The organism is Gemmobacter aquaticus, assembly GCF_007859075.1.
In the GTDB taxonomy this organism is placed as follows: domain Bacteria; phylum Pseudomonadota; class Alphaproteobacteria; order Rhodobacterales; family Rhodobacteraceae; genus Gemmobacter; species Gemmobacter aquaticus.
In genome coordinates, this window is the sequence record NZ_VOAK01000011.1 from 1,176,450 (window position 1) to 1,198,801 (window position 22,352).

The 22,352-nt window shown below is 62.4% G+C and carries 16 protein-coding genes; 3 read left to right on the plus strand and 13 right to left on the minus strand.

Annotated features, from left to right (window positions below; translation table 11 throughout):
- Window positions 1-29 precede the first annotated feature (29 nt).
- Entirely contained in the window at window positions 30-1,376 is a 1,347-nt protein-coding gene (locus FQU74_RS07880; protein WP_146285848.1) for an ABC transporter substrate-binding protein, read from the minus strand.
- Window positions 1,377-1,646: 270 nt separating this feature from the next.
- On the opposite strand from FQU74_RS07880, the gene FQU74_RS07885 reads away from it, so the two are divergent.
- The 3 genes from FQU74_RS07885 to FQU74_RS07895 are packed head-to-tail and all read left to right on the plus strand — an operon-like array spanning window position 1,647 to window position 4,999.
- Complete coding sequence (locus FQU74_RS07885) at window positions 1,647-2,672, plus strand: substrate-binding domain-containing protein (protein ID WP_146285849.1); 1,026 nt, start codon at window positions 1,647-1,649, stop codon at window positions 2,670-2,672.
- Window positions 2,673-2,674: 2 nt separating this feature from the next.
- Entirely contained in the window at window positions 2,675-3,991 is a 1,317-nt protein-coding gene (locus tag FQU74_RS07890) for a GH1 family beta-glucosidase (protein ID WP_146285850.1), read from the plus strand.
- 48 nt (window positions 3,992-4,039) lie between these two features.
- Window positions 4,040-4,999 (plus strand): glucokinase, encoded by a 960-nt coding sequence (locus tag FQU74_RS07895; RefSeq protein ID WP_146285851.1) that lies wholly within the window; start codon window positions 4,040-4,042, stop codon window positions 4,997-4,999.
- A 62-nt stretch (window positions 5,000-5,061) separates the two neighbouring features.
- Here the strand turns inward: FQU74_RS07895 and FQU74_RS07900 are convergent, their stop codons facing one another.
- The 12 genes from FQU74_RS07900 to glgB form a co-directional block, all read right to left on the minus strand.
- Window positions 5,062-5,850: an FAD binding domain-containing protein gene (locus FQU74_RS07900; RefSeq protein WP_146285852.1), complete on the minus strand. Its 789-nt coding sequence runs from the start codon at window positions 5,848-5,850 to the stop codon at window positions 5,062-5,064.
- Between the two features lie 10 nt (window positions 5,851-5,860).
- Window positions 5,861-8,233, minus strand: a complete 2,373-nt coding sequence (locus tag FQU74_RS07905) for a xanthine dehydrogenase family protein molybdopterin-binding subunit (protein WP_146285853.1) — start codon at window positions 8,231-8,233, stop codon at window positions 5,861-5,863.
- A 59-nt stretch (window positions 8,234-8,292) separates the two neighbouring features.
- Window positions 8,293-8,778: a (2Fe-2S)-binding protein gene (locus FQU74_RS07910; protein ID WP_146285854.1), complete on the minus strand. Its 486-nt coding sequence runs from the start codon at window positions 8,776-8,778 to the stop codon at window positions 8,293-8,295.
- Window positions 8,779-8,820: 42 nt separating this feature from the next.
- Window positions 8,821-9,351: an SRPBCC family protein gene (locus tag FQU74_RS07915; protein WP_146285855.1), complete on the minus strand. Its 531-nt coding sequence runs from the start codon at window positions 9,349-9,351 to the stop codon at window positions 8,821-8,823.
- Between the two features lie 51 nt (window positions 9,352-9,402).
- A complete protein-coding gene (locus FQU74_RS07920; RefSeq protein ID WP_146285856.1) occupies window positions 9,403-11,631 on the minus strand; it encodes a hybrid sensor histidine kinase/response regulator in 2,229 nt (742 codons plus the stop codon).
- Between the two features lie 3 nt (window positions 11,632-11,634).
- Window positions 11,635-12,759 carry an FIST N-terminal domain-containing protein gene (locus tag FQU74_RS07925; protein ID WP_146285857.1) on the minus strand — a complete coding sequence of 375 codons (1,125 nt, stop codon included), beginning with the start codon at window positions 12,757-12,759 and terminating at the stop codon, window positions 11,635-11,637.
- 50 nt (window positions 12,760-12,809) lie between these two features.
- On the minus strand, window positions 12,810-13,484 hold the full coding sequence (locus tag FQU74_RS07930) for a response regulator transcription factor (RefSeq protein WP_146285858.1): 675 nt from the start codon (window positions 13,482-13,484) through the stop codon (window positions 12,810-12,812).
- Between the two features lie 82 nt (window positions 13,485-13,566).
- Entirely contained in the window at window positions 13,567-15,198 is a 1,632-nt protein-coding gene (locus FQU74_RS07935) for an alpha-D-glucose phosphate-specific phosphoglucomutase (protein WP_146285859.1), read from the minus strand.
- Between the two features lie 8 nt (window positions 15,199-15,206).
- Window positions 15,207-17,315 (minus strand): glycogen debranching protein GlgX, encoded by a 2,109-nt coding sequence (glgX, locus tag FQU74_RS07940; RefSeq protein WP_146285860.1) that lies wholly within the window; start codon window positions 17,313-17,315, stop codon window positions 15,207-15,209.
- Window positions 17,312-18,739, minus strand: coding sequence for a glycogen synthase GlgA (glgA, locus tag FQU74_RS07945; protein WP_146286242.1), 1,428 nt, complete (start codon window positions 18,737-18,739; stop codon window positions 17,312-17,314). Before glgA ends, glgX begins: the two co-directional genes overlap by 4 nt.
- A 73-nt stretch (window positions 18,740-18,812) precedes the next feature.
- Window positions 18,813-20,084, minus strand: coding sequence for a glucose-1-phosphate adenylyltransferase (gene glgC, locus FQU74_RS07950; RefSeq protein WP_146285861.1), 1,272 nt, complete (start codon window positions 20,082-20,084; stop codon window positions 18,813-18,815).
- A 45-nt stretch (window positions 20,085-20,129) separates the two neighbouring features.
- A complete protein-coding gene (glgB, locus tag FQU74_RS07955) occupies window positions 20,130-22,322 on the minus strand; it encodes a 1,4-alpha-glucan branching protein GlgB (protein WP_146285862.1) in 2,193 nt (730 codons plus the stop codon).
- Between the last annotated feature and the right edge of the window lie 30 nt (window positions 22,323-22,352).

The window sequence follows — 22,352 nt, forward strand, 5'->3', positions numbered from 1 at the left end:
CCCCCGGTCAGACGATCACTTGCAGACGATCACTTGGGCCAGGCCGCGTCGATGGTGGTGGCTACCTCGGCCGAGGACTTGCCACCCACAAAGTCGACCATGCCGGTCCAGAAGCTACCAGCGCCCACCGCGCCCGGCATCAGGTCGGATGCGTCAAAGCGGAAGGTCGTGGCGTTCAGCAGCATCTCGCCCTGTTTCTTCAGCGCCGCGTTGCCGTAAAGCTCGGCATTGGCGCCCTTGAACGGGGTGACAAAGCCATTCTGCGCCATCCACACTTCATGCGCGATCGGGGTCTTCAGGAACTCGATGAAGGCGCGCGAGGCTTCCGTGTCCTTGGTGATGAAAGCCAGCGTGCCCGCACCCAGAACCGGCGTTCCAAGGCCCTTGGCCTCATCCGCGGGGAAGTAGAAGAAGTCGGCATCCTCACCCACCACGGTTCCTTCCGGGAAGAAGGACGGGATAAACGACGCCTGGCGGTGCATGTAGCACTGCGGCGGCGAGGAGAAGAGGCCCTTGGGGCTTTCGCGGAAGTCGGTGGAGGCGACAGCGGCAGCACCGCCGGCGACAAAGGCATCGTTCTTGGCAAACCAGCCGAATTCATCGATTGCGCCCAGAACCGCCGGATCGCTGAAGGTGATCTCGTGCGTCACCCACTTGTCGTAGGTCTCGGGTGATTGGGTGCGCAGCATCAGGTCCTCGACCCAGTCGGTCGCAGGCCAGCCCGTAGCGCCGCCCGATCCCAGACCGATGCACCAGGGCGTGCCGCCATCGGCGACGATCTGCTCGGTCAGCGCCTTCAGCTCCGCCATGGTCGTGGGCACTTCGTAACCAGCGTCGGCAAAGTTGTCAGGCGAATACCAGACCAGCGACTTCACGTCGGCCTTGTAGGGGAAGGCATAAAGCGCCTCGGCCCCATCCTTGCCTTTGTAGGTGCCAAGCTTTGCCCAGTCCGCGCCCGCAGCATAATTCTCGGTCAGCCAGGCCTTCGTCTCGTCACCAAGCGGTGCAACAAGCCCCTTGCCCACCAGCTCGGCAATCAGACCCGGCTGCGGCAGGATGGAGATGTCGGGCGGGCTGCCTGCCTGCGTGTCGACGAGGATCTGTTGTTCATACCCTTCCGACGACGAATAGTTGACCTTCACGCCGGATGCGGCACTGAAATAGGCCAGAACGGATTCAACCAGAACCTGATCCTCGCCCCGCCAGGGACCAAAGATCGACAACGTCTGGCCATCCAGATTGGTCGCCTCGTCAAACGCCTTGTAGCTGTCCCAATTGAAACCGCCTTCGCCCACTGGGAATTTCAGGTCCTGCGCAGCCGCGTGGCCTGCAAACAGAGCCAGCGCCGCAGCACTGGCAACGAGTTTCCGTGTCATTCCGCATTCCTCCCGTTTTCGATTGCGCGGGCCGCCCCTCAATCCGGCCCACCCAAAGCTGGAATCATTTTCAAACCGCTTTGAATGGCTCCACTATGCGGCGACGGCCCCTTGTGTCAACTATTCTCTGCCGATCCGGCACCCCAACCGCTTGTTTTGCATATGCAGAAAGTATGAGGGCAAGACCACTTGCTCCGGATTGCCCTTTGACCTTGCACCAGCAGGCCGCTAATGTCAGTCGAAATTTGAAACGGTTTGAACTTGGCTGTCATGAACCTGAAGGAGCTTGCCCGGAAGCTGGATCTGTCCCCCACCACGGTGAGCCGGGCATTGAACGGCTATCCCGAGGTGAATGAAGCCACGCGCGAACGGGTTGCGGCGGCGGCAAGACGATACAACTACAAGCCGAATACGCGCGCGATACGTCTGGCGACCGGCCGCGCCATGGCCGTGGGCCACGTGATCCCGCTTGCCACCCGGCATGAGATCGTGAACCCGGTTTTTGCCGATTTCATCGCGGGCGCGGGTGAGGTCTACTCGCGCAATGGGTATGACATGCTTCTCTCCGTCGTCCCCGATGACAACGAAGAGCGCGTCTATCGCGAGCTGAAATCGCGTGGCACGGTGGATGGTGTCATCCTGCACGCCCCGCGGATGGAGGATCCGCGCATCCCCCTGCTGGTCGAGCTCGACATTCCCTTCGTGGTCCATGGCCGCGCGACCGGGACGACGCTGCCCTATTCATGGGTCGATGTGAACAACCGCCGCGCCTTTCAGCGTGCGACCGAGTTCCTGCTGGACCTTGGCCACCGTCGCATCGCGCTGATCAACGGGCTTGAGTTCATGGACTTTGCCCTGCGCCGCCGTCGGGGGTATGAGGACGCGCTGACCGCGCGTGGCCTGACTGCCGACCCGGCGATCATGGTCAGCGAGGAAATGACAGAAACTGCAGGGTACCGCGCCGCGCTGCACATGCTGGCACTCGATCAGCGCCCGACGGCGGCAATCGTGTCGTCGATGATCATGGCAATGGGTGTGCGCCGCGGTTTCGAAGAGCGCGGGCTGCGCGTTGGTCGCGACGTCTCGATCATCATCCACGACGACGAGCTGAGCTACCTGCGCAATGGCGATGACGTGCCGATCTTTACCGCCACCCGATCTTCCGTGCGCGAAGCCGGGCGTCAGGCCGCCGATATGCTGATTTCCCTGATCACCGGCAAGGTTACCGGCCCGCAAGAGTTGTTGCTGGAAGCGGAACTTATCATCGGCCAGTCCACCGGCCCCTTCACAGGTTGACCATGATCCCGCATCGCGCCTCATTTCCCGAAGGGTTCCTTTTCGGGGCCGCCACCGCCGCCTACCAGATCGAAGGCTCACGCTTTGGAGGCGCCGGACCATCGCATTGGGACACCTTTGCCGTGACACCAGGCAATGTCGTGCAGGCCGAAGATGGCAGCACCGCCTGCGACCATTATCACCGCTGGGCCGAGGATCTTGATCTGATCCGCGCCGCAGGATTTGATGCCTACCGGTTCTCGACCAGTTGGTCGCGGGTCATGCCAGATGGGGTGACCATCAATCCCGAAGGGCTCGACTTCTATGACCGTCTGGTGGATGGCATGGGCGCGCGCGACCTGCGTCCGTTCCTGACACTTTATCATTGGGATCTGCCGGCCGCGCTGTCAGACCTTGGCGGCTGGCGCAACCGCGACACCTGTCATCGCTTTGCCGATTTCACCGAAGCCGTCATCCGCCGTATCGGTGACCGCGTCGAAACCGTGGCCACGATCAACGAGCCCTGGTGCGTCGCATGGCTTTCCCATTTCATCGGCGCGCATGCGCCCGGTTTGCGCGACATCCGCGCGGCGGCGCGGGCGATGCACCACATTCTTCTGGCGCATGGTCTCTCGATGGAGCGGATGCGCGGGCTGGGACAGAAGAACCTCGGCATCGTGCTGAACTTTGACCACGCCACCCCGGCAAGCGACAGCCCGGCCGATCAGCGCGCGGCGGCAGTGCAGGACGGGATCTTCAATCGCTGGTTCATTGAGGCGATTACCCGTCAGACCTATCCTGAGATCGTGCTCGAAGGTCTGGCACCCCATATGCCCGACCGCTGGCAAGACGACATGGGCAAGATCGGGCAGAAGCTCGATTGGCTGGGTGTGAACTACTACACCCGCCATCTGCATGCCGACGCCCCCGGAACGGCCTGGCCTGCCACCCGTGAAGTGTCCGGCCCCCTGCCCAAAACCCAGATGGGCTGGGAGATCTACCCAGAAGGGCTGGAAGGGTTTCTCACCCGCCTCGCCCGCGACTATGTGGGGGACCTTCCGCTTTATGTAACAGAGAACGGAATGGCCAACGCCGATCAGCCCGGCATCGATGACGAGGGACGCATCGCCTTTGTTGCCCGGCATTTCGAGGCCGCGCAGCGTGCCATCGCCGCAGGTGCCAATCTTCGGGGGTTCTTCTACTGGTCTCTGTTGGACAACTACGAATGGGCCGAAGGCTATCAAAAGCGGTTCGGTCTGGTTCATGTCGATTACGAGAGCTTGGCAAGAACCCCGAAAGCGTCATATCACGCCCTGCAACGCGCCTTGGCGCGAAACTGAAGACCAACGGTTGCTCTGGCCCGGCACCACCCTGATCTGGAGGAGACCATGGGGAACATTCCCTCGCTAGTGGCCGATATCGGCGGCACCAACACCCGCGTGGCCTTGGCCGACGGCAAGGTGATCCGGCAAGACAGCATACGCCGCTTTCGCAATGCCGATTATGCCGGTCTGGAAACCATCCTCCGGCAGTATCTGGACGAGGCGCGGATCACCGATTGTGCGGGCGCTTGCGTCGCGGCTGCGGGCCCCGTGCGCGACGGTGTTGCAACCATGACGAACCTGTCGTGGACGATCGACGCATCAACACTGACCCGTGCGACGGGTGCTGAAAAAACAGCGATCCTCAATGACTTGCAAGCACAAGGTCAAGCACTTGGCCACATCGCCGACGACAAGCTTGCCTGCGTAATCGCTGCCCCCTCGCAGCCCCATGCAGCGAAACTCGTCGTCGGTGCGGGCACCGGATTCAACGCAGCCCCTGTGCACGAAACTCCATGGGGACGTATCGTCGCCGCTTCGGAATGCGGTCACATCAACATGCCCGTCCGCACGGAAGCCGATCTTCGCCTCGCTCGCTTTGTCGAGACGGCCCATGGGTTTCCGGGCGTCGAGGATGTGCTGGCGGGCCGCGGACTGGAGCGGCTCTATGCCTTTGTCCGCGCCGAGGCCGGCAACCCTGGAGAGTTGGCGGCGGCCGACATCATGGCGGCCCTTGCGAAGGATGACCCGCAAGCCATTGAAACAGGTAAGCTTTATGTGCGCCTTCTGGGGTCAGAGATTGGCAATCTGGCGCTGATCCACTTGCCCTTTGGCGGTATCTATCTGATCGGCGGTGTCGCGCGCGCCTTCCAGCCGTATCTGGAGCGGTTCGACTTTGCCGGGGCCTTCCGCGACAAAGGGCGCTTTGCAGGCTTCATGGGTAACTTTGCAGTCTCGGTCATCGAGGACGACTATGCCGCTTTGACCGGATGCGCGGTCTATCTCGAAAACGGCGGGCAAGGGTAAAAGAAAGGCCCGCCTGTTGGCGGGCCTTGCCTTCGGCGAGGGTATTTGGGGCCAAGAGGAAGTTAGCTGGCCGCAATAACCGCCCGTTTTGTCAGGACTTTTGCCAGATGGGCACGATAGGCGCCTGTTCCGTGCAGATCGCTGATCATGTCATCCCCCGAAAGGTTCAGCCCTTCCAGTGAGGACGGCGCAAAGTTTGCACCAAGCGCAGATTCGGCCTCGGCCCAGCGGAAGACCCCGTCGTTCGACGCGCCGGTGATTGCAACCCGCACGCCGCCCGAGAACTTTGCGACGAAGACGCCTGCCAAGGCAAAACGCGAGGCGGGTTGGTTGAACTTCACGTAAGCCGCCTTTTCCGGGATCGGGAAGCGGACTTCGGTGATGATCTCTCCCTCTTCAAGGGCGGTCGAGAACAATCCCTGGAAATAGTCATCCGCGGCGATCTTGCGGGTATTGGTGACGATTGTCGCGCCCGAGGCGAGAGCGGCCGAAGGATAGCAGGCAGAGGGATCGTTGTTGGCGAGGCTTCCACCGATCGTGCCACGCGAGCGCACCGCCGGATCGCCGATGCCACCCGCAAGAGCCGCAAGCGCCGGATAATAGGCCGCCGCATCACGCGCCACGACCGCATGGGGCGTGGCCGCCCCAACATGCAGACCGCCTTCGCCCTTGCAGACCCCCTTCATCTCGGCAATTCCAGTCAAGCTGACCAGGCGCTCGGGCGTGTTCAGCCGCTGCTTCATGGTGGGAATCAGCGTCTGGCCGCCTGAGAGGGGCTGCGCCCCGTCGGCGGCAAGTGCCTTGACCGCGTCGGCAACGGTGGCGGGTTTGACAAACTCAAAGTCTCTCATCGCAGCCTCCTTATGCGTTCAATGCCTGCCAGACGCGCGAAGGCGTCAGCGGCATGTCGATATGGGTTACATCGGTGCGTCCGGCACGATGGATTGCGTCGATCACCGCATTCACGACCGCAGGCGGTGACCCGATGGCTCCGGCCTCGCCACACCCCTTCACACCAAGCGGATTGTGCGTGCAGGGTGTGCAGCAGGAATGATCCACGTTGAAGCTGGGCAGATCATCAGCGCGCGGCATGGCGTAATCCATGAAGGAGCCGGACAGAAGCTGGCCGTTCTCATCGTAGACACAGTTTTCCAGCAGCGCCTGCCCGATCCCTTGCGCAAGCCCGCCCTGCACCTGGCCCTCAACGATCATCGGATTGACGATATTGCCAAAATCGTCAGCCGCGCTGAAGGCAAGGATGGTGACCTTGCCGGTTTCGGGGTCGACCTCGACCTCGCACCCATAGCCGCCAGAGGGATAGGTAAAGTTTGACGGATCGTAGAACGCCGTCTCCTCAAGCCCCGGCTCCATGCTCTCCAGCGGATAGTTGTGAGGAACATAAGCCGCCAATGTCACACCGGCCCAGTCGACCGACTTGTCGGTGCCTGCCACGGTGAACTTGCCATCCTTCAACTCGATATCAGCCTCGCTCGCCTCCATCAGATGGGCCGCGATCTTCTTGGCCTTGTTGATGATCTTGTTCGTGGCCTTGACGATGGCAGAGCCCCCTACCGCCAGCGAGCGCGAGCCGTAGGTGCCCATGCCCATCGGCGTGTTCGAGGTGTCGCCATGCACGATCTCTACCTGTCCTGCATCGATGCCGATCAACTCGGCCACCACCTGCGCGAAAGAGGTTTCGTGCCCCTGACCATGGCTGTGGCTACCGGTAAACACGCTGATCGAGCCGGTTGCGTTCACGCGGACGGTGGCACTTTCGTAAAGTCCTGCGCGGGCGCCCAGTTGCCCCACGAGGTTTGACGGCGCGATACCGCAGGCCTCGATGTAATGGGCAACGCCAAAGCCGCGCCATTTGCCGCGTGCGCGCGATTCGGCCGCGCGGGCCTCAAACCCGGCGCGATCAGAGATTTGCAGCAGCTTGTCCATCGTGGCGTGGTAGTTGCCGGTGTCATAGACCACCGCAACCGGCGTCTGATAGGGGAATTGGTCGGGCTTGATGAAGTTCTGCCGCCGCAGTTCCACCGGATCGACGCCAAGTTCACGCGCAGCCTTGTCGATCACGCGTTCCAGCTGGAAGGTCGCCTCCGGCCTGCCGGCGCCGCGATAGGCGTCGACTGGCACGGTATTGGTGAAGACTGCCTTCACATTCACATAGATCAACGGTGTGCGGTAGTTGCCCGCCATCAAGGTGCCGTGCAGCCAGGTGGGGATCGACGGCGCGAAGGTCGACAGATAAGCGCCCATATTCGCGTAAGTTTCCGTCCGCACCGCGGTGAAGTTGTTCTGGGCATCCAGCGCCAGCTCAATCTTCGTCACATGGTCGCGGCCCTGGGCATCGGAGATGAAGGCCTCCGACCGGGTCGAGGTCCATTTCACCGGACGTCCAACCTGCTTGGCCGCAAAGGTGACAAAGGCTTCTTCGGCATAGTGATAGATCTTCGAGCCGAAGCCGCCGCCCACATCGGGTGCAACGACGCGCAGCTTGTGTTCCGGGATACCCAGCACAAAGGCGCCCATCAGCAAGCGGATCACATGCGGGTTCTGCGAGGTGGTATAGAGCGTGTGGTTACCCGAGTGGCTTTCATAGTCGCCAACGGCAACGCGCGGTTCCATCGGGTTCGCGACGAGACGGTTGTTGACCAGCTCCAGCGTTGTCACATGGGCGGCAGCCTTGAACGCCTCTTCGACAGCGCCCTTGTTCTCTTCGACAAAACCCCAGTCGTAGCAGAGGTTTGACGACAGTTCCTCGTGAACCTTCGGGCTGTCTGCCGAAAGTGCGGCCTTCATGTCAAGAACCGGGGGCAGTTCGGTGATATCGATGACCACCGCCTCGGCCGCATCGCGCGCCTCTTCCAGCGTGTCCGCCACCACAACCGCGATCGGATCGCCAACATGGCGCACCTTGCCATCTGCCAGAACCGGGTGCTTGGGTTCTTGCATGGGCTTGCCGAAGCGATCGGTCACCTGCCAGCCACAGGGAATCCCCCCCACGCCCGCGAAATCGGCTGCGGTGAACACCTTCACCACGCCCGGCATCGCCTCGGCCGCGCTTGTGTCAATCCGGTCAATCCGGCCATGCGCCACGTCAGAACGCACAAACCAGGCATAGGCCTGGCCCCGGATATTGATGTCGTCCGTGTAACGGCCCTTTCCAGTCAGGAACCGCACATCCTCGCGCCGCTTGGTGCTGGCGCCGATGCCACCGTCTTTCGGCATGAAAACCTCCCTGAGGCGGAAGCGTCAAGAACGCCCCGCAATACCCTGATTTAAAGCAATCATTCAGCCGCGATGCTGCCGACATCCTGCCCGGACGCCGCCATGACCGCCTTGACGATATTGTGGTAGCCCGTGCAGCGGCACAGGTTGCCCTCAAGGTGATGACGGATCTCCGCCTCGGTCGGCTTGGGGTTCACCGCCAGAAGCGAGGCCGCCGCCATCACCATTCCGGGGGTGCAGAAGCCGCATTGCAAACCGTGGTGGTCCTGGAACGCCTGCTGGATCACCGAAAGGGATCCGTCCTTGTTGGCCATTCCTTCGATGGTGCGGATATCCGCGCCATCGACGTCCAGCGCAAAGACGGTGCAACCTTTCACCTGCTGGCCATCCACATGCACGGTGCAGGCACCACATTGCGAGGTATCGCAGCCGATATGGGTGCCCGTCAGCCCCAGGTCCTCACGCAAAAAGGTAGAGAGCAGCGTCCTGCCCTCTACCTCTCGGGTCACGGTCTTGCCGTTCACCGTCATCGAGACTTTCGCCATTCTCTCCTCCCTGGCTTTGTCTTCGCTGGGGATGGGGGTCAATCAGCCAAGAAGCCGCTTGAACCATCCCTTCTTGGGTTCGCCTTCCGGCGCCGGTTCTTCGGGGGCGGCCTCCTCCTCCGCCACCGTCACCGGACCTTCCACCGCCTGCTGGAAGCGCTGGAAGAATTCGTCAGCCATCTTCTTGGCAAATCCGTCAATGATCCGGCTGCCAAGCTGGGCGAGCTTGCCCCCGACGCTGGCGTCAACCTCGTAGGACAGGCGCGTACCTTCGGGGATCGGATCAAGCCGCACCTTTGCGCCACCCTTGGCAAAGCCCGCAGGCCCACCCTTGCCCTCACCCGAGATGGTCAGGCCCTGCCCCGGCTGGATATCCGAGAACCGCACCATGCCGGTAAAGGTGGCCTTCACCGGGCCCACCTTCTGCGTCACGACGGCCTCGAACCCGTCCTCAACCGAACCGGAAACGCTCTCGCATCCCGGAATGGCTGCCTGCAGCATCTGAGGGTCCAGAATGGCTGCCCAGACCACGTCCGGCGCTGCCTTGATATCTCGCTGATCGTTCAGTTGCATCGTCGTCACCTCCCGATTGGCTGAACGATAGCCCGAGCCACTCTGATTGCGCTATCGAACGAAGGTCGTAACTGTCTGCGCCGCAAGCCAGGATTCAAGCGCCCGCGCATCGATGGGTTTCAGGAAACGCTGAACCTGATCGCGGTCGCATTCAGCAGCAAGTGCTGGACTGCGTTCGGCCGTGATCAGACATGCGGGGACCATTCCATAGCGTGCGCGGATCACGCGCAGGAATTCAAGCCCCGACATGCCTTCGCCGAGTTGCTGATCGACCAGAAAGGCATCTGGAAGGATGCCAATCTCTTCGATCAGCGCGATGGCCTCTTCGGCGCTGCCGGCATCCAGGACGCTCAGGCCCCATTTCTCCAGCAGCAGCGTCATGGCGTGGCGCAGATCAGGCTCGTTCTCGACCAGAAAGGCGATCCGGTCACCGCTTTCCAGCACCGGCTCGGGTTTCACGGGATTCGGCGCCGTTATCGTATCAGCCAAGGTGTCGCCAAGACCAAGTTGCACCATGAAGCAACTGCCGCGCCCAACCTCGGACTGCAGGCCCAGCGGGTGGCCGAGGGCCGCGCAGGCCCGTTCGACAATGGCAAGGCCCAACCCCATCCCTTCAGAGGCAGAGGCCGGCGCATCGAGCCTGTGGAACTCGCGAAAGATCGCGTCCTGATCCTCTTCGGCGATCCCGGGCCCGGTATCTCGCACTTCAAGACGGATCATGCCGCCAGCCCGACGTGCCCCCACCAGAACGCGGCCCTCACGGGTATAGCGTACGGCATTGGCGATCAGGTTTTGCAGGATGCGCCGCAGATAGGCCGGGTCAGACACCACAACCGCCGAACTGGGCAACACGGTCAGTTGCAGCCCCTTTGCCGCCGCGAGTGCGGCAAATTCTTCGCGCAGCGGATCGAGGATGCGGTCCAGCCGAACAGGCACGGGATTGACGGCCAGCCGCCCCGATTCAAGTTTGGAGATATCGAGCAGCGCCGCAAGGATGCCTTCCACCTGATTGAGCGCGTTCTGCGCCTTTGTCACCGCCTCGGCCGCGACCGGCGCCAGAGACTCGGCGGCAATCGAACCCATGAAGAGCTTCGCCGCCGACAGGGGTTGCAGAAGGTCATGGCTCGCAGCAGCCACAAAACGCGCACGGCTGGCATTGGCGCGCTCGGCATCAGCCAGGGCATCGGCAAGCTCCAGCGTCCGCTCCATCACCCGCGCCTCGAGCGTTTCATTCACAGCCGAAAGCTGCGCCAAAGCATCGCGTTCGGGCGTGATGTCGGTGAAAGATATCACGAAACCGCCGTCAGGCATCTCTTCGGCGTCGGCTTGCAGGATCAGGGGGCCGCGCTTCAACTCGAAATGCAGCTTGGCCCGACCTGGGCCGGACCGGGCCCATTCGGCAAGCTGCATCGCGCCCGAGATATCCCCAAAGGTGATCTCGCTCTCCAACCGCTCCAGCAGCGTCGCGATCCCTACGCCCATACGGAACCGCGTCAGCGGAATGGCCAGCAGATCGCCCAACCGTTCATTCCAGCCCACAAGCCTCTGACGGGCATCAAAGATGCAGACCCCCTGCGCGATATGATCGAGCGTCGCACGGATGATACGGGCCTGATCGTCAAGCATCCGCCCGCGCTGTTCCCGCTCCAGCCGGATGATGTCGGTCACGTCGGTCTGGATGATGACGGTCCCGCCATTCGCGGTCCGGTGCTCTGATATCTGCAGCCAGCGATCCCAGATCAGGCGGACATTGAAGATGACATGCCGATCCTCATGCCGCTTGCGTCGCCGGATCGCCCACGCCTCGGGTGTCTCGCCTTCAGGCAGCGCCAGATAGCGCGATAGGCTGACCCGTTCGACATAGTCATCGAAGGTCAGCCCCGGTTTTAGATGGTCGCGCAGGTCCAGCATATGCATCCCGAAACGCGAGTTGCACATGACGAGCACCTCGTCAGGACCGAAGAGCGCAAACCCCTCTTGCACCGTCTCGATCGCATCGGCGAGGTTGCGACGGGCGGCCTCGGTTTCCTGATTGGCCTCGGCAAGCCGCGCGTTCGACTGGTGCAGAAGGTCCAGCGCACGCTCCAGATCGCGGGTGCGCGAGCGGACCTGATCCTCCAGCATCGCGGCGCGCTGAAACTGGGCATAGGCAGCGCCGTTGTCATCGGTGGCCTGCTCCACCCGTCGCATCAGCGCCTCGGCAATGGCCAGCAGCTTGTCCCGCTGGCGTTCAGGCGGGTCTGTGGGGTTCAGCAGGCTAAGCGCATTGGGGGCTGTCATCGCTTATACCCCGGGCGGGTAGATCGCGACCCCGGTCATCGTCTGGTTGACGTGCATCGAGTTCAACTGTTCACCATAGGTCGAAAACCCGAAAACCCGGTTTTCGCGCAGGATTGCGGAAACGGCGCCGTACTTCTGCTTTTCCAGCGCCTCCATCCGACGCAAGATGCAGTCGCAGGCGAGGATCGCCTCGGGCGGAGTGCCCGTCGACAGGCTGGCAAGTTCGCGTTCCAGATGGGTCACCATGTCCTGCGGCTCGGCCAGGGTCAGCACCAGCCCCTCGTCTATCGCCGAGAAGAACACGAGATCCCCATTTGGCGCAACCTGCTGGATCGCCCTGACATGGTGCCGCCCGCCCACGCGCACCACCACTGGATGCGCGGCAAAGGTGAAGGAATCGAGCTGGCCCGGGTCCTTGCCCAGAAGGCGCGCATATTCACGCGCTGCAGGTTCTGCATTGATCTTGCGCACAGTGCGATGCGCAGGATCGGCCTCGGTCACCACCATGCGCGTGTCGGTGGGCACCAGATGGTCAAGATTGAACACACGCACGCGGCAGCGCGACCGCACCATCGCCAGCACAGCCGCATTCCTGTGGCGCCGCCCGGCATGCAGGATAAAGGTCTGGGCAAAACGCGTTCCATCCGCCGCAGATCCGCCAAAAAGCGGCACTGGCCCAAGCCCCGAAGCCAGCGTGGCCGTCAGATCATCCTCGCGCGTCGAGAGGCCATCGACCATCAGAAAGGCAAACTCATGCTCCCATTCCGGGTTGCGCGCGGCAAGATTGGCCCGCGCCCGGATCAACTGTCCGATGGTGCGATCATGGTCGAGCGGGGCAAGGCTTGGCACAAAAACCAGTTCGGTATCGAAGAACTCTGTCGGCAAACCAAGGGCCACGATGCCACCCTCGCTGTACCCTTCATCCGAGATTTCCCCCGCCGTCGTGCAACCGATCACCGGGGCGCCGAAGCCCTGCTCAGACAGAAGGGCATCGAGATCGGCCTCGGGCGAGGCAAAAACCATGATGCAGGAGAACGGCCCAGGACCAAGCGCATCCACAAGCGCCCGGCCAGCACCGGCCTCACGCGCAGAGACATGCGCGGTGGCGATCACCTGTCCATCGGTCATACGGAGCGCCTCCCTTCGCGCCGTCAGCCCCCATGTTGCGTATCAAGACGTCAGCCGGTTTCCGGCATGATCGTGTTGAAGTTCGCCTCGTTCGCAATCAGCACCGCCTGCGTGCGGCTCTGCACGCCAAGCTTGCGCATGATCGCGGTGACATGGGCCTTCACCGTAGTTTCCGCGATCGACAAGTCATAGGCAATCTGCTTGTTCAGCCGGCCTTCGCAAATCAGCTGAAGGATCTTGGCCTGCTGCCGCGTCAACAACGCCAGTCGTGCCAAAGCCTGTTCGCGGGTGCTGCCTGCATTCCCCTCGGCCGGGGCGACATATCCCTCGGGTGTATAGACCCTGCCAGCGCGGATCGCCTCGAAAGCATCGCGAAATACGTCGCGGCGGGAATGCTTCGGCACGAAGGCCGCCGCCCCCGCCTGCAATGCGGCGGCAATGACTCGCGTGTCGGTCAGGCTGGAAACCACTGCAACCGGGGTGGCGCCCGCCGCACCCTTCAGGCGGATCAGGCCATCAAGCCCCGTCACATCAGGCAAGTTCAGATCCAGCACGATCACATCGGGCATCGGTGACAGGTCGAGCCGTGCCAGCGCCGTTTCAAGCCTGTCGACCGTTTCGACCTGATTCACCCCCACAACGGCGCGCAACGTGATGGAGAGCGCGTCGCAGAACAGCGGGTGGTCATCAATGATAAGTGCGGTTTCCAGAACCCTGTCCGACATTTGTGGTGGCCTCCGTTCAGGCCACCAGTTTAGCGAAGCACGGCCCCGGAACAAGCAAGCCGAAAGTCTGAGATCCGTGACTTCACGTGATGACGTTAGGCTCGGTGCGCCCGGTATGTCTTTCAATCCCGGCCAAGGCATGCGCGGCCCGTATCACCGGCGCCAGTGCCTCTTGCGGATCATGGTCGAGGCCTTCGGGGCCTGGGGTGAACCGCTCAAGGTAAACCCGCAGCGTCGCGCCCTCGGTTCCGGTGCCGGATAGTCGCATCACGATGCGCGAGCCATCGGTGAACAGGATCCGCACGCCCTGCTTCTGACTGACCGAGCCATCGACCGGGTCGGTATAGGCGAAATCGTCGGCGCCCGCGATCTCCATCCCCTCGACCACGCGCCCCTTCAGGCTGGCAAGGTTGCCACGCAGTTCGGCCATCATCGCATCAGCCTTGTCGGTGGCGATCGCCTCGAAATCATGGCGGCTGTAGTAGTTGCGACCGTACTTGGCAAAGTGCTCGGCCATGATCTCGGCCACCGATTGCTTGCGCACGGCCAGAATGTTCAGCCAAAGAAGGACCGCCCAAAGCCCGTCCTTCTCGCGCACATGGTCTGACCCGGTGCCAAACGACTCTTCACCGCAGAGCGTGGCCTTGCCTGCATCGAGCAGATTGCCGAAGAATTTCCAACCCGTTGGCGTTTCAAACTTGCCGATGCCAAGCGCATCCGCCACCCGATCAGCTGCCGCAGAGGTGGGCATCGAGCGGGCGACCCCTGCAAGGCCGCGCGCATATCCAGGCGCCAGATGGGCGTTCGCCGCCAGCACCGCAAGGCTGTCAGACGGAGAGACATAGACACCGCGCCCCACCACCATGTTGCGGTCGCCGTCGCCATCGGAAGCGGCGCCAAAGTCCGGGGCGTCAGGCCCCATCATCTCGTCCATCAGTTCATGCGCCCAGGTCGGGTTCGGGTCGGGATGCATGCCACCAAAGTCCGGCAAGGGCGTGCCATGCGTCACGGTTCCGGGCGCGGCGCCAAGGCGGTTCTCCAGAATTTCCGTTGCGTATGGGCCAGTTACGGCGCACATCGCATCAAAGCGCATCCGGAATCCACTCGCGAACATCGCCTTGATCGCGGCGAAATCAAAAAGCGTCTCCATCAGCGCGGCATAGTCGGTCACGCTGTCCACAACCTCGACCACCATCCCGTCGAGCGTGGTCGGGCCCACGCGGCCCAGATCAATGTCGGCTGCGTCCGAGATGCGGTATTCGGTGATTTCCGTGGTGCGCTGGAACATCGCCTCGGTGACTGCCTCGGGCGCGGGACCGCCGTTCGGCATGTTGAACTTGACGCCGAAGTCCTCATCCGGCCCACCGGGGTTATGGCTGGCCGACATGATGATGCCGCCATCCGTTTTATTTAGCCTGATCAAGTGGCTGGCGGCCGGAGTTGACAGAACCGCGTTCTGCCCCACGATCACCTTGGCCGCACCGTTGGCCGCCGCCATCTTCAGGATGATCTGCGCCGCACGGTCGTTGAAGTAGCGCCCGTCGCCCCCCAGAACGAAGGTCTTGGCCTGCGCGCCGCCAATCGCATCGAAGATCGACTGGACAAAGTTCTGCAGATAGTGCGGACCCATGAAGACCGGGGTCTTCTTGCGCAAGCCCGAGGTGCCGGGCTTCTGGCCCGCGATAGGTTGGGTGGCGATGGTCAAGGCGGTCATGGTGGCCCTCAATCAGATTTCGGAGCGAAGACAAGCACGGAATTGGCAGGTATCTCAAGGCCCTGTCGGGCGGGTTCAGGACGCGCCTCCGGACGGGTGGTATCAAGCAGCAACTGCCAGGCGGGCACAGTGTCAGGCAACGTCAACTTCTGCGCGCAACCCACATTGAATACAGCGAAAATTGCCTCTCGATCAGCAAGATCCCCTTCGGCTGCCCGGCGCAGCTCGACACAAAGACAGCGGAAAGCCGGATCGTGCCAATCCTCGGGGTTCGGGACGGATCCGTCAGCGCGGCGCCAGATCACATCGGGCAGGCCATCAACCGCGCGAACGCGCCCATGCAGGAACCGCCGCTGCCGCAGGACGCGATGCGCCTTGCGCAATGCAATCAGCCGTGAAACGAAGGCAGACAGCCGCTTGTCTCCTTTTGACCAGTCGATCCAGCCGATCTCGTTGTCCTGCGCGTAGGCGTTGTTGTTGCCCTGTTGGCTGTTGCCGATCTCATCCCCCGCCAGCAGCATGGGCGTGCCTTGGGCCAGCATCAACGTCGCCAGCAGGTTGCGTTTACGCAGATCGCGCGCCGCGCGCACCGCCGGGTCGCTGGTAGCGCCCTCGACCCCCAGATTGTCGGAATGGTTGTCGGAATGGCCGTCGCGGTTTTCTTCGCCATTGGCAAAGTTGCGCTTCATGGTGAAGCTGACCAGATCTTCCAGTGTGAACCCGTCATGTGCGGTCACAAAGTTGATCGATGTGGTTGCTGCCCTGCCGGCCGCGTCAAACCGCTCGGCGCTGCCCAGAAGGCGTTTGGCAAGATCCGGCACCATCCCCGCATCGCCGCGCCAGAACCTGCGCAGACCGTCGCGGAACTTGTCATTCCACTCACTGAAGGGATGCGGGAAATTGCCCAGTTGATAGCCGCCGGGGCCGATGTCCCACGGTTCGGCAATCAGTTTCACGCGGGCCAGCACGGGGTCCTGCCGGATCGCATCAAAGAAACCGCTTTGCGGGTCAAAGCCGTGCAACTCACGCCCCAGAACACTCGCGAGATCAAAGCGGAAGCCATCGACATGCATCACCTCGACCCAATAGCGAAGCGAATCCATCACCATCCGCAGTACCATCGGATGCGTCAGGTTCAGCGTGTTTCCGGTGCCCGTGTCATTGACGTAAAACCGCCCGCCATCACGCAGCCGATAGTAACTGCGGTTGTCGATCCCGCGGAATGACAGGGTCGGGCCAAGCTCGTCCCCCTCGCCCGAATGGTTGTAGACCACATCCAGCAGAACCTCGATCCCCGCGGCATGAAAGCGGCGGACCATGGTCTGGAACTCCCAGATCTCGCCGCGCGACATATACCGCGGTTCGGGCGCAAAGAACCCAAGCGTCTGGTAACCCCAATAGTTGCGCAGCCCCTTGGCGACCAGAAAGCGATCGTCCAGAAAGGCATGCGCCGGCAAAAGCTCGATCGCGGTGACGCCGAGTTTCTGAAGGTGCTCCAGCACGGCATCGGAAGCGAGCCCCAGATAACTGCCCCGCAGTGCTTTTTCGACGCCCGCATGCAGCGCCGTCATTCCTTTGACATGCGCCTCATAGATCACCGTGTCATGCATCGGCGTGCGTGGCGCACGATCTGGCCCCCAGTTGAAACTCGGGTCCACCACCACCGACTTCGGCACCGCAAAGGCGCTGTCGCGCGTGTCGAACGACAGATCGGCGCGATTGCTGCCGACCTTGTAGCCCATCATCGCATCCGACCATTTCAGCCGCCCCGACAGCTGGCGCGCATAGGGGTCGATCAACAATTTATGCGGGTTGAAGCGGTGCCCACCCTCGGGTGCATAGGGACCATGAACGCGGTAGCCATAAAGCGTGCCGGGTGTCAGCCCGCCAACATGCACATGCCAGATGTCGCCATCGCGTTCGCGCAGCGGGATGCGACACATCTCCTTACGCCCATCGGGCGAAAAGAGGCACAGCTCCACACGCTCGGCATGGGCCGAGAACAGGGCGAAGTTCACCCCCTCTCCATCAAAGCTCGCCCCCATCGGCCAAGGCCTGCCCGCCGAGACTGCGTGCCCGGCAAGCCTGTCGGGTGGGGTCTGTCCGTGGGCGATCATGTGCGCAGGATGCTTTCGTAGAGCCCGGCATAGACGGCAGCCGAGGCATCCCAGCCCACGGGCTGCGCCATGGCGCGTTTCACGATCTGGCCCCAGGTCTTGCTGTCTGCGTGCAAAGCAACCAGGCGGCGCAGAGCCTCGGCAAAGGCCGGGGCGTCTGTCGGATGGAAGGTGATGCCCGTGGCCACCCCTGTCGCCAACGCAGCCGGATTGGCATTTACCACAGTATCGGCAAGGCCACCGACGGCCGCCACCACCGGAATGGTGCCGTAGCGCAGTCCATACATCTGCGTAAGACCGCAGGGTTCAAAGCGCGAGGGCACCAGAACCGCATCGCCGCCAGCAAAGATCCTGTGGCTCAGCCCTTCGTCATAGCCGATCTTCACCGCCACGCGGCCGGGGAAACGCTCAACCAAACGGTTCATCGCAGCTTCCAGCGCCTTGTCGCCAGAGCCAAGCAGCACAAGCCCGCCACCCGCCTCGATGAAATCCGGCAGCACTTGCGGAAGCAGATCCATGCCCTTTTGGTCCGTAAGCCGGCTGACCACAACGGCCAACGGCCCCGGAACGTCCAGTCCGAATTCGGCGCAAAGTGCTGCACGGTTGGCAGTTTTGCCTTTCATCTTGCGGGCGCCAAACGGGATCTCCTCCCCCTCGGGCGACCAGACATCCTCATCGACACCATTCAGGATACCCACGACATCCGCAGCCCGCGCCTCGACCAACCCCTGCAGTCCCATCCCGAACTCGGGCCGCATCAACTCGGCCGCATAGGTCGGCGATACGGTCGTGATCTTGTCGGCCGTCACCATTGCGGCTTTCAGGCTGGACAGCCCCCCGAAATACTCCAGCGAGCCGGGGTGGAACTCATGCCGCGGCAGGCGCAGGGCATCGACCATGCTGGCATCGGCCCAGCCCTGAAATGCGATATTGTGAATGGTAATCACGCTGCCCACATCGCGCGGGCCGCCGAAGGCCAGATAGGCGGGCGCAAAACCCGCCTGCCAGTCATGCGCGTGCAGGATCTGAGGCCGCCAGCCATCACCCAGACCGTGCCGGGCGATCTTGGCGGAGACCCAGCTAAGTGCTGCAAAGCGCTGCGGGTTGTCGGGCCAGTCGGCGCCGCCCGTGTTGTAGGGCCCACCCTCGCGATCATAAAGATGCGGGGCATCCAGCAGCAGAAGCCCCATCCCCTCCAGCACGCCGGCCTTGACCACACCACGACCGCCGAACAGGTCCTCCTCGACAAAGACCTCGGGCCAGTCGCTGATACCCTCGCGCAGGGTGCGATACGCAGGCATAAGCACCCGCATATCCCAACCCTTTGGGCGCAAGGCGGCTGGCAAGGCGCCGACCACATCGGCCAGCCCCCCGGTCTTGATCAGCGGCACGCATTCCGACGCAACTGACAGAACCCGCTTCATCTCCATGCGCGCCCTCACTTCCTCTTGGCCCAAATACCCGGGGGGTCCGGGGGTAAAACCCCCGGCCCTTCGTTTACAGCTTGGCCCGCGACCAGGCGTCGATCATGTCCTGTGTGATCAGGACAATCCCGTTGTCCGTCCGACGGAACCACTTTGCATCTTCGACCGGATCCTCGCCGATCACCAGCCCCTCGGGGATGATCACGCCCCGGTCGATGACACAGTTCTTCAGCTCGGCCCGCCGGTTCACCACCACCTGTGGCAAGGCCACGACATATTCCAGGCTGGAGAAACTATGCGTCCGGCATCCTGTGAAAAGCAGCGAGTTCCGCACCTCTGACCCCGACACGATACAGTCGCCCGAAATCAGCGATGACACGGCTGATCCGCGCCGGCCATCCTCGTCATGGATGAACTTGGCGGGCGGCACAATCTCGGCATAGGTCCAGATCGGCCAGCTGTTGTCATAGAGATCGAGCTTCGGCACGAAGTCCGTCAGGTCGATGTTGGCCTGCCAGAAGGCATCGATCGTTCCCACATCGCGCCAATAGGGCTCGTCCTCCAGACCCGATGTCACGCAGCTTTCCGCAAAGCTATGCGCCATGGCTTTGCCGTTCTTGACGATATCGGGGATGATGTCATTTCCGAAATCGTGGCTGGAGTTCGGGTCCTCGGCATCACGGATCAAGAGATCACGCAGGAAATCCCAGTTGAAGACATAGATCCCCATCGAGGCCAGAGAGTTCTTCGGGTCGCCGGGAATGGTGGGCGGATTTTTCGGCTTTTCCAGAAAGTCGGTGATCCGACCCTCGGTATCGACATGCATGACACCGAAGGCCGTCGCCTCTTCCTTGGGCACGGTCAGACAGCCAATGGTGACGTCTGCACGGGTTGCGACATGCTGCATGAGCATGATCTCGTAGTCCATCTTGTAGATATGGTCACCCGCAAGGATGATCACATATTTCACGCCATAACTATCAACAATATCAATGTTTTGCGTGACGGCATCGGCGGTACCGAGATACCATTTGTTCTCATCCACCCGCTGGCTCGCGGGCAGGATGTCGAGGTATTCGTTCCGCTCGGCCCGGAAAAAGCCCCAGCCCCGCTGCATGTGGCGGATCAGGCTGTGCGCCTTGTACTGCGTGGCAATCGCCATCTTGCGGACGCCAGAGTTCAGCGCGTTCGACAGCGCAAAGTCGATGATCCGCGTCTTGCCGCCAAAATAGACGGCAGGCTTGGCGCGGCGGTCGGTAAGTTCCTTCAGGCGGCTCCCGCGCCCTCCGGCCAGTACGAAAGCCATGGCCTGCGACGAAAGCCTCTGATTGGGTCTTGCCTTCATGTTGTCCTCCCTACGGGCAGTGCCCGCCTCAAAATCCCTTGAACCTTAACTGCGACGCAGGAACACCGCCGATAGCGGCGGCAGGGTCACCAGTGCCGAATGCGGCTGGCCATGATGCGGCACGGCCTCGGCCACGACACCCCCCATGTTCCCGCGGTTTTCACCGCCATAGATCGCCGCGTCGGTGTTCAGCACCTCGTCCCAGCCACCTTCCTGCGGAAGCCCGATGCGCAGGCGCCGCTCTACCGGCGTCATGTTCACCGCGACGACGACCGGGGCATCACCTGCCCCGCCCTTGCGCACCCACGCATAGGTCGATCCCTCGGCATCATTCGCCTCAAGCCATTCGAACCCCTCGGGCCGTGTGTCGTTCACATGCAGCGCGGGCGTTCCGCGATAGAGCGTGTTCAGATCACGGACCAGGCGCTGCATTCCGGCATGTTGCGGATGGTCCAGCAGATGCCAGTCAAGGCTTTGCTGATAGGCCCATTCGCGCCCTTGTGCGAATTCACAGCCCATGAACAACAGTTTCTTGCCCGGATGCCCCCACATGAACCCGTAATAGGCGCGCAAGTTTGCGAACTTCTGGTCCCCATCGCCGGGCATCTTGGCCAGCATGCTGCCTTTGCCATGCACAACCTCGTCATGGCTGATCGGCAGGATATAGTTTTCCGACCAAGCGTAATGCAGGCCAAAGGTCATCTGGTGGTGGTGATACTTCCGATAGACCGGATCGCGCTGCATATAGGACAGCGTGTCGTTCATCCACCCCATGTTCCACTTGAAGCCAAAGCCGAGCCCGCCCCAGTCTGCCGGACGCGAGACGCCCGGAAAGGCCGTGCTTTCCTCGGCGACAGTCACCACGCCGGGGCATTCGCCGTAAACCGTCGTATTCATCCGGCGCATCATGGCGATGGCTTCGTAATTCTCGCGCCCGCCATCCTTGTTGGGAACCCACTGCCCTTCGCTGCGCGAATAGTCGCGATAGAGCATCGAGGCCACAGCATCGACGCGCAACCCGTCAACGTGGAATTCTTCAACCCAATACAAGGCGTTGGAGACGAGGAAGTTCTGAACCTCGGTCCGGCCGTAGTTGTAGATCAGCGTGTTCCAGTCCTGATGGAACCCTTCGCGCGGGTCGGCATGTTCGTAAAGCGCGGTGCCATCGAAGCGGCCAAGACCGTGCGGATCGGTCGGGAAGTGGCCTGGCACCCAATCGAGGATCATGCCCAGACCCTTGCGGTGGGCCGCATCGACAAGCGCGCGGAACTCTTCGGGTGTGCCGTGCCGGATCGTCGGGGCAAAGAGGCCCACGGGTTGATAGCCCCAGCTTCCGTCAAACGGATACTCGGACACCGGCAACAGCTCCAGATGGGTAAAGCCCATGTCGGCGGCATAGTCGACGAGTTGTTCGGCCAGCTCCAGATACGACAGCATCCGGTCGCCCGGTGCCCGCTTCCACGATCCCAGATGCACCTCATAGACCGAGATCGGCGCATCGATCCGGTGATGCGCTGCGCGGTTGGCCATCCAGTCGTCGTCGTGCCAGTCGCCCCGGATCACCCGAACGACCGAGGCGTTCTTGGGTGCGTGCTCGCTGCTGAACCCGACTGGATCGGCCTTGAGCGGCAGGATCTGCCCGCCCGGTCCGCGGATCTCATATTTGTAGGTTGTTCCTTCCCCGAGACCGGGGACAAAAATCTCCCACACGCCCGTCGCGCCACGCTTGCGCATGGGGTGGCGGCGGCCGTCCCAGACGTTGAAGTCGCCAACAACCGAGACCCGCTCGGCATTCGGGGCCCAGACGGCAAAATGCGTGCCCTCGGCGCCTTCATGCGTGATGACATGCGCGCCCAGCACCTGCCACAGGCGGCGGTGCGTGCCCTCGCCAAGCAGGTATTCGTCCATTTCACCCAGAACGGGGCCGTAGCGATAGGGATCGTCCCATTCCCACTGCGCGCCATGCCCCTCGGCGCGAAGCCGATAGGGTGCGCGTGCAGGCAAAACACCGGCAAACAGCCCGTCGCCAAGCGGCGACAGCGCCACCGGATCAGGCGTCAGCGCCCAGACCTGTTCCGCACCCGGCTGCATCACCCGCAGCACATGCCGGCCACCGACATCATGCACGCCCAGCACCGCGAACGGATCGCCGTGGCGGCCCTGACGGATCGCGTCTGCCGAACCCTGATCAATCAGCGGCACGGTGCTTGCCGTCTTTCCCCCCGAAGCCTTCGCCATGTGTCCCCCCATCAGCGAAACCGGTGTCCG

Coding starts and splice junctions, on each gene's coding strand:
- FQU74_RS07895 (WP_146285851.1), top strand. CDS start 4,040: ATGGGGAACATTCCCTCGCTAGTGGCCGATATCGGCGGCACCAACACC.
- FQU74_RS07885 (WP_146285849.1), top strand. CDS start 1,647: ATGAACCTGAAGGAGCTTGCCCGGAAGCTGGATCTGTCCCCCACCACG.
- glgC (WP_146285861.1), bottom strand. CDS start 20,084: ATGAAGGCAAGACCCAATCAGAGGCTTTCGTCGCAGGCCATGGCTTTC.
- FQU74_RS07925 (WP_146285857.1), bottom strand. CDS start 12,759: ATGACCGATGGACAGGTGATCGCCACCGCGCATGTCTCTGCGCGTGAG.
- FQU74_RS07890 (WP_146285850.1), top strand. CDS start 2,675: ATGATCCCGCATCGCGCCTCATTTCCCGAAGGGTTCCTTTTCGGGGCC.
- FQU74_RS07900 (WP_146285852.1), bottom strand. CDS start 5,850: ATGAGAGACTTTGAGTTTGTCAAACCCGCCACCGTTGCCGACGCGGTC.
- glgX (WP_146285860.1), bottom strand. CDS start 17,315: ATGATCGCCCACGGACAGACCCCACCCGACAGGCTTGCCGGGCACGCA.
- FQU74_RS07920 (WP_146285856.1), bottom strand. CDS start 11,631: ATGACAGCCCCCAATGCGCTTAGCCTGCTGAACCCCACAGACCCGCCT.
- glgA (WP_146286242.1), bottom strand. CDS start 18,739: ATGAAGCGGGTTCTGTCAGTTGCGTCGGAATGCGTGCCGCTGATCAAG.
- FQU74_RS07930 (WP_146285858.1), bottom strand. CDS start 13,484: ATGTCGGACAGGGTTCTGGAAACCGCACTTATCATTGATGACCACCCG.
- glgB (WP_146285862.1), bottom strand. CDS start 22,322: ATGGCGAAGGCTTCGGGGGGAAAGACGGCAAGCACCGTGCCGCTGATT.
- FQU74_RS07910 (WP_146285854.1), bottom strand. CDS start 8,778: ATGGCGAAAGTCTCGATGACGGTGAACGGCAAGACCGTGACCCGAGAG.
- FQU74_RS07915 (WP_146285855.1), bottom strand. CDS start 9,351: ATGCAACTGAACGATCAGCGAGATATCAAGGCAGCGCCGGACGTGGTC.
- FQU74_RS07935 (WP_146285859.1), bottom strand. CDS start 15,198: ATGACCGCCTTGACCATCGCCACCCAACCTATCGCGGGCCAGAAGCCC.
- FQU74_RS07880 (WP_146285848.1), bottom strand. CDS start 1,376: ATGACACGGAAACTCGTTGCCAGTGCTGCGGCGCTGGCTCTGTTTGCA.
- FQU74_RS07905 (WP_146285853.1), bottom strand. CDS start 8,233: ATGCCGAAAGACGGTGGCATCGGCGCCAGCACCAAGCGGCGCGAGGAT.